A 10,856-nucleotide genomic window follows, 5' to 3' on the forward strand; every position below is an offset into this window, starting at 1 on the left:
TTACAAGCTCTGTCAAACATCTGCTATTTAGTTTTCAAAGACCTGGTGATTGCCTCGCCGAAACGAAGCGACAAGCAAGGACTCTAACCAAACCACCCAAACTTGTCAATATTTATTTTGCTGAAATCGTTTATTTTTTTATCGCCGCCGCCCGGTTTTGCTGGGCAACGGAGGGCAGTTATAACCAAAGGCTTCTTAAGCGTCAACCCTTTTTTTGAAAAAAATTTCGCCGTCGGCAAGGTGCTGATCTAGCGCCCTTTTCGCCAACAGAAAAATCACTGGCGCTAAAGAGCTTCAATGATTGTGTAATTTTTCTTCCCCTTCTGGACGAGAAGGTATGAACCTCCGACCAGATCAGCTGCCGTCACCAGGTAGTCCTGATCGGCCAGCTTGGCCTTATTCAGACTGAGTCCATTCCCCTGGATTGTTCGACGCAGGTCACCCTTGGAAGGAAAGGCCGAGGTGTGGGTTGCCAGCAGCTCGACAATCGGGACTCCGGCGTCGAGAAGGGTGCGCTCCACCGGGAAGGTTGGTACGCCCTCAAAAACCGACAGAAAGGTCTCCTTGTCCAGCCTGGCCAGACTGTCCGTCGTGGCATGGCCAAAGAGAATCTGCGCAGCCTCCAGCGCCTTGTCATATTCTTCAGCCCCATGGACCATACAGGTCACCTCTTGCGCCAGACGCTTCTGCAGTGGTCGCAGATGTGGGGTAGCAACCTGCTCTTTCACCAGCTCGGCAACTTCATCTTTGCTGAGAAGGGTGAAGATCTTGATGTACTTTTCAGCATCTGCGTCCGAAACATTGAGCCAGAACTGACAGAACGTGTAGGGCGTGGTCAATTTTGCATCGAGCCAGACATTGCCACTTTCGGTTTTGCCGAACTTACCGCCGTCCGCCTTGGTAATCAACGGGCAGGTCAGGGCAAATGCCTCCCCGCCGGCTTTACGACGGATAAGCTCCGTTCCGGTGGTAATGTTCCCCCACTGATCTGAGCCGCCCATCTGCAATCGACAATTCTTTTCACGATACAGGTGCAAAAAATCGGTGGCTTGCACCAGCTGATAGGTGAATTCAGTAAAAGAGAGTCCGGTTTTGGCATCCTCGCTCAAGCGCCTCTTGACGCTGTCCTTGGCCATCATGTAATTGACGGTGATATGCTTGCCAATATCACGGATAAACTCAAGGAAACCGAAATTCTTCATCCAATCATAATTATTGACCATTTCGGCAGCATTGGGGTGATCGGACTCAAAATCCAGAAACTTCGAGAGTTGTCCCTTAAGACAAACAACATTGTGCTCAAGGGTCTGCTCATCAAGCAGATTGCGTTCAGCTGATTTCATCGACGGATCACCGATCATACCGGTTGCCCCACCAACCAGAACAATCGGTTTGTGGCCGGCACGTTGAAAATGCTTGAGCATCATGACGCTGACCAGATGGCCGATGTGGAGAGAGTCCGCGGTCGGATCAATGCCGACATAGGCTGTGGTCATCTCCTTCTGAAGCTGCTCTTCGGTCCCGGGCGTGATATCGTGAATCATGCCGCGCCATTGTAGTTCTTCAACAAAATTTTTGATCATGGCTACCCTGCTTTCCCTGTGTAGAGACTTACCTTCCGGGCTAATGCCGGCGGGGAAACATCGCCTGGCCGATCAGAATCGCGCCTGGATACGCTCAATCCCGGTACAATGGCCGCTATCCTCGTCGATCGTCAGCACAACCGCTGACAGCTGCGGATCTTTTTTAGCAACCTCGAGGCGCACCGGCATCTGCGACAGAAAGCGCTCGAGCGCCGCATCTTTTTCGTTGCCGATAACAGCATCGCGGCTGCCTGACATGCCAACATCGGTCAAATAGCCGGTACCGCCGGGAAAAATGCGCTCATCCGCGGTCTGCACATGGGTGTGGGTACCAACAACAGCGCTGACCCGACCATCGAGATAATAGCCCAGCGCCTGTTTTTCGCTGGTTGCTTCGGCGTGAAAATCAACGAGGATAATCGAGGTGGCCTGGCGCAGTTCCTCGATGAGCAGATCAGCGGTGCGAAATGGACAGTCGAGGTTTTTCATAAAAACCCGCCCCTCCAGGTTGCAGATACCAACCCTGACGCCACTGGCTGTCTCATACACCCCGACCCCCCTGCCCGGCAAGCCGGGCGGATAATTGGCGGGGCGCAACAGGCGATGTTCCCGATCAAGAATCGGGATGATCTCCTTCTTGTCCCAGATATGGTTGCCGCTGGTAACCACATCAATCCCGCTGGCAAAAAGTTCCTTGAGAATCGGTCCGGTCAGCCCGTAGCCGGCGGCGGCATTCTCCCCATTGGCAATTACCAGATCAATCTGATACTGATTGACCAACCCCTTCAGGTGGTCAGTCAGCGCCTTTCTTCCTGCGCGCCCGATAATGTCACCGACAAACAGTAATTTCAATGTAATAACTCCGAATCCAAACCCAAGCAAAACGACCGATGGCAGAATACAGCGCCACGGCAAAAAAGGACCGTTACCAGACAGAAACTACTTCGCGTATTCAACGGCCCGGGTCTCACGAATTACGTTGACGCGAATCTGCCCCGGGTAGGTCATCTCCTGCTCAATCTTGGCCGCAATGTCTTTGGCCAGAATGTGAGAATAGTCGTCAGACACTTCATCGCTGGCCACCATAACGCGGATTTCACGACCAGCCTGAATGGCAAAACAACCCGTTACACCAGAAAAGGACGTACCAATCTGCTCCAGATCACGCAAGCGCTTGACGTAGGTTTCCAGCGTCTCGCGGCGAGCCCCCGGGCGGGCACCGGAAAGAGCGTCAGCGGCCTGCACCAGAATGGCTAGAACCGAATCGGGTTTTTCGTCCTCGTGGTGAGCCATGATGGCATGGACAATAGCCGGGGACTCTCCATATTTGCGCGCCAACTCACCACCGTTAACCGCATGGGAGCCTTCCAGCTCATGACTGACTGCTTTACCAATATCATGCAGTAGCGCGGCACGCTTGGCTTCCTTGACATTCAGACCCAGTTCAGCGGCCATCATGCCGCAGAGAAATGCCATTTCAATGGAATGAACGAGAATATTCTGGCCGTAAGAGGTGCGGTACTTGAGCATTCCCAACAGTTTGACAATTTCGGGGTGAATCCCGTGCACACCAACATCAAAAGTGGCCTGTTCGCCGGCCTGACGGATTTCCTCGTCAACTTCCTCGCGCGCCTTCTCGACCAACTCCTCAATTCTTGCCGGATGAATCCGACCATCAGCGATCAAACGCTCCAGGGCAATACGGGCTACCTCACGCCGCACCGGATTGAAGCCGGAAATCACAACCGCTTCAGGGGTATCATCGATAATCAGATCGATACCGGTGGCGGCTTCTATCGCGCGGATATTGCGTCCCTCACGTCCGATAATCCGCCCCTTCATCTCGTCTGACGGCAAAGGGACGACACTGACAGTTTTCTCGGCAACAAAATCACCGGCATAACGCTGGATCGCCAATGCCATGATTTTTTTGGCTTTCTTGTCAGCCGTTTCCAGGGCCTCATCTTCGATGCGTTTGATACTTTTGGCAGCATCATGGCGCGCCTCACTCAACATGCCATCGATCAACTGCTGCCTGGCTTCATCCTGGGTCAAACCAGAGATAGTCTCGAGCCGCCGCTGCTGCTGCTCCCGCAGTTTTTCCGTATCTCCCATTTTTGCCTGCAACTCAGATTCCAACTGGCGCAACTCTTTCTCTTTGCCGACCAACTCTTCGCTCTTTTTTTCCATCTGATCAAACTTGCGATCAAGGTTTTCTTCCTTCTGCTGCAGCCGGTTTTCGTTGGCATGAATCTCCTTGCGCAACTCGCGAGCCTCTTTTTCCCAATCAGTCTTGGCCTGCAGCACCAGATCCTTAGCCTGAATAATAGCTTCTTTGGTGATTGTTTCCGCTTCTTTGACAGCATCGCTGACAATTTTCTGTGCCTCAACCCTGGCACCGTTAACCGTCGATTCAGAGAGCTTGCGGCGCAGCAACATGCCCAAAAAAACCCCGGCAGCCAGAGCTACCAGGACCAACACAATCGTGATTATTTCTGTTTGCATAAAGAACCTCCCCCTTGAAGGGCTATGTTAAGCCTGGCAACGTACTGCGCCAGGTGATGATTTGTGTATCTGTAACCAGGGCATCCAGAGACTGATCATGGGGGCCAACAGGTAACGCATCGCACAACTGGAATGAATAAGCAAAGCCGACACAGACAACGTGATCAGAGCAACAAGCAAGATAGCGATCATAAAAGCCCCGGCCGTAACCAAGACGGTGACCGCGGCAATCAAAAGCAACCCCGGGAACCAGAATCAACTCCGGATCCTGTCGGCTAACTTTTAAATCGGCAGCAGGCTCAAGGACACCAAAAGACCCCAAAACCAGTTGCCCCGGACTGTTGATCTGAACAAAGTGTAAATGTTCTCCTGTGACCCGGGGATAATAAACCTGTTTCCCCTGGCGGCATGCCATAGTAAAGATTTTGTCAGTTGCAGTCTCGTTGCGTACAGAGCTATAGAGTGCGAGACTCCGAGTTGCCGCAAACATCTCTGTTGCTAAAAATCGCTGCTGGGCAAAGTGCGATAGCCGTGCTGCCTGGTCCGGCAACAGGGTACTGCGACGCTTGAGCATAGCCGCTCGGATCGCAGCTTTGTCCATAGAAAATCCATATATTGATGCAGGAGTGGCGAGAAGGTTCGACCTGAGGAGGGTCAGAATCGAGAGGAAGAGAGAGAGGGGTAGAGCAGCTTACCGGCAATAGCTCGAACGGTTATTTTCAACCATCTGCAGGAAGCAAGTCGATCCGCAGACAACTTGAACTGACAAGAGCTACCCGCAATAGAATACTGCGCGCCAATGACATATAAACCACACAACCCACACCCGGCATCAGCAATAAAACCGAGATGGCTTGACTTGCAATCACTTCTTCTCACCCGACACTCGCACCGTACTTAACACTACTGTCACTACAAGTGCCCCAACAATCTATCAATCAACCCGACCACAGTCGAGAATATGTGCGATTTTACAACGGATTGGTTGGCATTAGCAACCGAAATTATCACCTATTGCAAGCGTCAATTGATGCCCTAGTTGTTCCAGGCGCTCGGCAAGCTCACCATCATCCTGCGCTTTTTTTTCCTGCAGCAGCAGGTATTCGCCGGCAAGATTTAAGAGGGTCAGAATCATCAGGTCGACGGTATCTACAGATTTCCCGGCAGCCGTCTCAGCCAAATTTTTTTCGACAAAGGAAACGACCTTCTGGATCTGATCTTCCGACTGTTGACTTCGCAGGGTGTAGATACGCCCCTGAATCCTGATTTGAATTACCGCGCTCACAGCCCCTCCACATCGATGTCGTCAAGACCTTCAAGAATTAGATCAATCTGCTCCACCAGGCGCTGTTTTTCTTCGTGCCAGCTCTGCTTTTCCTGCTCTAGCTGCCGATGGCTAAGTTTCAAGACGCGATGCTGCTCGAGCAGGATGGCTATGGATTTTTCCAGATCAACGAGCTTATGCATTTCAATCACCCCACGTTGGCCGGCGCAACAGCAAAGGCAATCAGGGCCGGTCGAATAGTGCACTTACAAACATTTCGGCATCAAAGGGACGCAAATCATCAAGTTTTTCACCGATGCCGACATAACGGACAGGCACACTGAGTTCAGCCGCTATGGCGACAACGATGCCCCCTTTTGCTGTGCCGTCCAACTTGGTCAGAGCAATCCCGCCGAGGCCGACCGCTTCATGAAACATGCGCGCCTGGATCAAGGCATTCTGACCGGTAGTGGCGTCGAGGACCAGGAGAATCTCATGGGGAGCTCCGGGGATTTCCCGATCGAGCACCCGACGCACCTTTTTTAATTCTTCCATCAGATTGATTTTAGTATGCAGACGACCGGCCGTATCCAGCAACAAAATATCAGCCTTGCGCGCCACTGCCGCTCTTGCTGCGTCAAAAGCGACCGCGCCCGGGTCAGCTCCCTCACCATGCCGAATCACTTCAACCCCGGCCCGCTTGCCCCAAACCTCAAGCTGCTCGGCCGCAGCGGCACGGAAGGTGTCGCCCGCCCCCAGCACGACTTTATGGCCGGCCAGGGATAGCTGATTGGCTAATTTACCAATGGTTGTCGTCTTGCCGACACCATTGACCCCGACAACCATGATGACAAAGGGGGAAGCACTGCTAAAATCAGTAGGGCGTACCTCAACCGCAAGAATTTTTTTCAGCTCTTGCTTAAGGAGTTCACGAACCTGGTCCGGGTCTTTTAACTTGCCTGCAGCCAAACGCTTTTCCAGGGCCTGAATCAGCTGCTGGGTGGTTTTCATGCCCAGATCAGAGGTAATCAGGACCTCTTCAAGCTCTTCAAGCAACTCTTCGTCAATTTCGGTGCGCCCACGCAATAAACTGTCGACCTGCCCGACCAATGACGACTGGGTCTTGGCAAGCCCCAGTTTGAGACGCTCAAACAGACTCAGTTGCGGTGTCGGCTCAACTTCCGGCTCTGCCTCAACTTCCGGCTCTGCCTCAACTTCCAGCCCTGCCTCAACTTCCGGCCCTACCTCAACTTCCGGTTCCACTTCAATTTGTTGAGGGGGGTACTTCTTTTTCTTTGGCGTGCGGCGGACAATTTTCAGTAGCAGCAGCACGACCAACAGTGCCACGATCGTCGCTACCAGATACAACACCCCCCAGGCCGCCGGCATCAAGTGCGCCTCCGGCACACCAAGGGTTCTCAACCATTGAGCCAGCAGCTCAATAAAGCCGGTAAATTTTTCGATAACATCATCAACGGTCAGGTTTCTGACCCTGTCAACCAGATCGTACCAACGCATATTCAGTTACATTCCTAAACAAGATTAAATGGTTGTAGCTTTCCAGCCTTAGTGATGATCAACTACAAAGCAATATCATCGTATAATTGTTCTGCACAAATTCGCAATTCCTTAGTCGCCTTCCCAATCAACGCCCCTTTTTGCAACTGCATAATCAGCAGATAATCTTCGGTCAGCGGTTGAATCAACGTCGTTCCCAACTGTGTGCGGATAACCACTTCTTCCGGGTAATCGGAACCCATGCGCGTTAAAGCGTCACGCAACAAGGCCAAAGTAATACCATGATGGGCGCCAAGGATTTTTATATCGTACTCCCCGATGCGGGTTGCCTGATCGACTGACTCCCCTTCCCAATCGACAATAACCACCCCCAGGGAACCGGGAACATCCTGCAACAACTGATTCAAAACCGCTTTAAACGGCATATCTGTTTTCTCCTGTATCGATCAGGTGTGGGCAACATCCAGGTCTCGCACGGCCGGCACAAAGTCATTCATGCGCACCGATACCAGTCGCGAGACTCCGGGTTCCTGCATGGTAACACCATAGAGGGTATCAACCACACTCATGGTACGTTTACTGTGGGTAATGAGAATAAATTGTGAGCGATCGGTCATCTCGCGGACCATTTCGGCAAAGCGGTCGATGTTGGCGTCATCCAGGGGAGCGTCAACTTCATCGAGAACGCAAAAAGGCGTCGGCTTGAGCAAAAACAATGAAAAAATCAGTGCAACAGCCGTCAGCGCTTTTTCACCACCTGACAACAGATTGACGTTCTGCAGACGCTTGCCCGGAGGCTGAACAATAATCTCAATACCGGTTTCCAGCAGATCATTTTCATCTGTCAGCCGCAACTCGGCCTGACCACCCCGAAACAGCCGGGGAAAGATCTGACGAAACATCTCATTGGCCTGATCAAAGGTTTCTTTGAAGCGCCGCCGGGTGGTACGATTAATCTGGCCGATGGCTTTTTCCAGATCATCAAGAGACTGCCTCAAATCATCACGCTGACGGGTCAGAAATTCGTAACGTTTTTCCTGCTCCTCGTATTCTTCAATCGCCATCAGGTTGACCTCCCCCAGATCGGCAATTTTCTGCTGGAGTCGCTGCAGTTGCCGGCGCTGACGTTCAAGCTCCTCTTCAGCGGCCTGGGGGACCTGATGCAAGCGCAGATCGACGGCGTAGCGCTCTTGCACCCCCTGATAAAGATGTTCCGCCTCCAATTGCTGTTCACGCTGACGTAGCTGCAAACGGGCGACGTTCTTACGCGCTTCCTCGGCATCGGCACGCAAGCGCCGCAGTTGTTCACGATGCTCTTCAAGTCCCTCGCGCAGTTGTTGAAAAACTTCCTGTAAGCGAGCAGTCTGCAGCACTTGTCTTTGCCTGTCATCCAGAAGCTGATCCAGTTCAGCGCGAATCTCAGCCTGTCTCTGTTGCAACCGGGTACGCACAGTATTCTGCTGCAACAAGCGCTGATCAAGGCTTTGCCGCCGCTCGCGCAACTCATGCTGCTGGCGGCCAACCCGCTCAAGGGTCTGGCCTGCTGCTTGGTATTGCTGCTGCAACGCGGCAAAAGCCACCCGACAGCTGGTCATAGTCTCACGGCAACGATCAACTTCCTGGCGTAGCAAGGCTAATTCTTGCTGCTCATGTTGCTGTTGTTGTTCAAGTTGCTGCTGCTGCGCCAAAGCGGCATCACGTCCGACCTGACATTCCTGCATTTCTGTCAGCAGACCTGCATGCGTTTCGTCGATTTGCTCCAGATCAAAAGCAAGGTGCTGCCGACGCCGCAACAGGGCTTCCTGTTCTTTGTCCAGGGCCTGTTGATCCTTCCCCAATTCCAGCGACTGCAGCTCAAGACGATGAATTTCGCTCTGAAGGCGTGCCAGCACCTCCTCGGTTGCGTGCAGACGATCCTGCTGCACCTCCAGTTCGCCCTCATGCTTGTGCTGCTCCAGCGCGCGCTGCGCAATACGCTCAGACAGGTCATCCAGCTGGCGTTGCCGACGTAACAGTCCGGTTGCCGATGCCGCCATGGAACCGCCGTTAAGTACGCCGCGCCAATCCAGACAGGTTCCGGCACAATCGACCAGCGTAACGCCAACGGCAAGAGGTTCATCAAGATGCTCGGCAACCGCTTCAACCAGAAAGACACCAGCAAACAATTGCGCGACCATCTGGTCGGCGCCGGCAACAGGAGTGACCAGATCAACCAGTGGCGTGCCTGCCGGACAAGCGTTGGCGGCCACCACTGTGCCGGTCAGCAACATGACGCCGCGCACCTGCTGTTGCTGCAGCAGCTCAAGGCTTAGGGCCGGTGTTTCGGCCTTGTTCAACGGAATCGCCTGCAAGCGCTCGCCCAGCACGCTTTCAACTGCGAGTTCATGGGTAGCGTCAACACGCAACAGGTCGGCAACAATCCGGCGACCCTCGGCTGCAGCTAATAATGCACGGGTCCCCTCGCCACAGCCTTCTCGCCGCTGCTGTAATTCATCCAGGGATTCATGCCGGGAGCGTAACTGCCCCAGTTCCTGCCGGCAGCCGGCAACCACCGCCTGCTGCTGTTGCAGACTGTTCTTTATCAGCTGCAGCTCTTCCTGCAGCCCCTGCTGTTGTTCATGCAATGCCTCGGCGTTATTGGTAACAGTATTGCATTGCCGGGTTATCTGCTGCACCTGCTCGTCCAGTTCGCCAAGACGCTGATCAATCTGTGCTGTTTCCTTATGAAGCTGCTGCTGACGCTGTTTTTCCGCAGTCAGACGGCGCTCGATCTCTTCCCGGCGATTATGCAAACGACTGGCCTGGGCAAATTGTTCCATCAGCGCGCGGCGACATTGCTCATAGCGCTCATTGGCTTGCCGATCACGTTCCAGGACCTGATTCAATTCCTTTTCGGCGGCGCGGGTTTTATTTTCAAGAGCACTCAGACTGTCCGTTGACTCCTGCAGCTGCGCCTGCAACGCAAGGTCTTCACTCTCAAGCTCGGCAAGATGCATGGTGCATTGATCCAGCTCGGTGCGCGCCTGTTGCTCTTGTTCACTCAACTGCTCCTGCTGACGCAGAATCAGATTCAACTCGCTTTCCAAACGCGTAATGTCGGCGCCCGCCTGATAATCCTGCTGCTGCGCCTGATGATAATCTCCTTCTGCTGCGGTCAGCTGCAGCTGTCTTTCTTCCAGGTGCAGTTCCCCCTGTTCCAATTGCCCATCAAGCCGTTCGAGGATATCAGCTTCACGTTTTTCCTGCTGTTCAAGCAGGGCCACTTCCTCATCAAGACGCTGCAAGCGATTACCACTAAGACTCAGCTCAATCTGCCGCGCTTCCCGGCGCAGTTCGCGAAACTTTTCCGCCTTGTTCGCCTGACGCTGAAGGTTGCTGATCTGGCGCCTGACTTCAGCAATAATATCCCCCAGACGAATCAGATTCTGACGCGTGGCATCCATCTTACGCAGGGCACTTTTCTTGCGCGCCTTATACTTGGTAACCCCGGCGGCCTCTTCAATCAGGCTGCGACGTTCCTCCGCTTTGGCGCTGACCAGTGCCCCGACCTTGCCCTGCTCAATAATTGAATAGGCGCGCGCTCCGACCCCGGTGTCCATGAACAATTCATTGATATCCAGCAGACGACAGGGGGTTTTGTTGATCAGATAATCACTGTCGCCACTGCGGTACAATTTACGCGTCACCATGATTTCGGCGAAATCTTTATAGGCCGCCGGACAATTGCCGTCGCTGTTATCGAAAATCATGGAAACTTCTGCCAAACCGGTAGGCTTGCGGGTTTCACTGCCGCCAAATATAACATCTTCCATCGTGCGTCCACGCAGATGACGGACATTCTGCTCACCCATCACCCACCGAATCGCATCCAGGATATTGCTCTTGCCGCACCCATTAGGGCCGACAATCCCGGTGATCCCCGTTTCAAACTGGATAGAGACCTTGTCGACGAAGGATTTGAACCCGAAAATGTCAAGACGCTTGAT

At 53.3% G+C, this 10,856-nt stretch carries 10 protein-coding genes; 1 reads left to right on the forward strand and 9 read right to left on the reverse strand.

The window, feature by feature from the left end; all coding sequences use genetic code 11:
* Positions 1-218 (forward strand): hypothetical protein (locus tag AC6F7T_RS01715; RefSeq protein WP_500716244.1); only part of this gene is annotated, 218 nt, incomplete at its 5' end.
* A gap of 66 nt (positions 219-284) precedes the next feature.
* Here AC6F7T_RS01715 and tyrS read toward each other — a convergent pair.
* The 9 genes from tyrS to smc all read right to left on the reverse strand — a co-directional run.
* Positions 285-1,583, reverse strand: coding sequence for a tyrosine--tRNA ligase (gene tyrS, locus AC6F7T_RS01720; RefSeq protein WP_500716245.1), 1,299 nt, complete (start codon positions 1,581-1,583; stop codon positions 285-287).
* 72 nt (positions 1,584-1,655) lie between these two features.
* Positions 1,656-2,435, reverse strand: coding sequence for a TIGR00282 family metallophosphoesterase (locus tag AC6F7T_RS01725; RefSeq protein WP_500716246.1), 780 nt, complete (start codon positions 2,433-2,435; stop codon positions 1,656-1,658).
* 87 nt (positions 2,436-2,522) lie between these two features.
* On the reverse strand, positions 2,523-4,088 hold the full coding sequence (rny, locus tag AC6F7T_RS01730; RefSeq protein WP_500716247.1) for a ribonuclease Y: 1,566 nt from the start codon (positions 4,086-4,088) through the stop codon (positions 2,523-2,525).
* A gap of 22 nt (positions 4,089-4,110) precedes the next feature.
* Entirely contained in the window at positions 4,111-4,689 is a 579-nt protein-coding gene (locus AC6F7T_RS01735) for a 5-formyltetrahydrofolate cyclo-ligase (RefSeq protein WP_500716248.1), read from the reverse strand.
* A 390-nt stretch (positions 4,690-5,079) separates the two neighbouring features.
* The gene (locus tag AC6F7T_RS01740) at positions 5,080-5,373 is read right to left on the reverse strand and encodes a cell division protein ZapA (RefSeq protein ID WP_500716249.1); all 294 of its coding nucleotides are present in this window, start codon (positions 5,371-5,373) and stop codon (positions 5,080-5,082) included.
* Positions 5,370-5,555, reverse strand: coding sequence for a hypothetical protein (locus AC6F7T_RS01745; protein WP_500716250.1), 186 nt, complete (start codon positions 5,553-5,555; stop codon positions 5,370-5,372). The genes AC6F7T_RS01740 and AC6F7T_RS01745 overlap by 4 nt, the downstream gene beginning before the upstream one ends.
* Before the next feature lie 40 nt (positions 5,556-5,595).
* Positions 5,596-6,870, reverse strand: a complete 1,275-nt coding sequence (ftsY, locus tag AC6F7T_RS01750) for a signal recognition particle-docking protein FtsY (protein ID WP_500716251.1) — start codon at positions 6,868-6,870, stop codon at positions 5,596-5,598.
* Between the two features lie 62 nt (positions 6,871-6,932).
* On the reverse strand, positions 6,933-7,295 hold the full coding sequence (locus tag AC6F7T_RS01755) for a roadblock/LC7 domain-containing protein (RefSeq protein ID WP_500716252.1): 363 nt from the start codon (positions 7,293-7,295) through the stop codon (positions 6,933-6,935).
* Between the two features lie 21 nt (positions 7,296-7,316).
* The coding region (gene smc / locus AC6F7T_RS01760) for a chromosome segregation protein SMC (protein ID WP_500716253.1) at positions 7,317-10,856 on the reverse strand (3,540 nt) is incomplete at its 5' end.

The organism is Pelovirga sp. (assembly GCF_059864205.1).

Coding starts and splice junctions, on each gene's coding strand:
- ftsY (WP_500716251.1), bottom strand. CDS start 6,870: ATGCGTTGGTACGATCTGGTTGACAGGGTCAGAAACCTGACCGTTGAT.
- AC6F7T_RS01735 (WP_500716248.1), bottom strand. CDS start 4,689: ATGGACAAAGCTGCGATCCGAGCGGCTATGCTCAAGCGTCGCAGTACC.
- rny (WP_500716247.1), bottom strand. CDS start 4,088: ATGCAAACAGAAATAATCACGATTGTGTTGGTCCTGGTAGCTCTGGCT.
- AC6F7T_RS01755 (WP_500716252.1), bottom strand. CDS start 7,295: ATGCCGTTTAAAGCGGTTTTGAATCAGTTGTTGCAGGATGTTCCCGGT.
- AC6F7T_RS01745 (WP_500716250.1), bottom strand. CDS start 5,555: ATGCATAAGCTCGTTGATCTGGAAAAATCCATAGCCATCCTGCTCGAG.
- tyrS (WP_500716245.1), bottom strand. CDS start 1,583: ATGATCAAAAATTTTGTTGAAGAACTACAATGGCGCGGCATGATTCAC.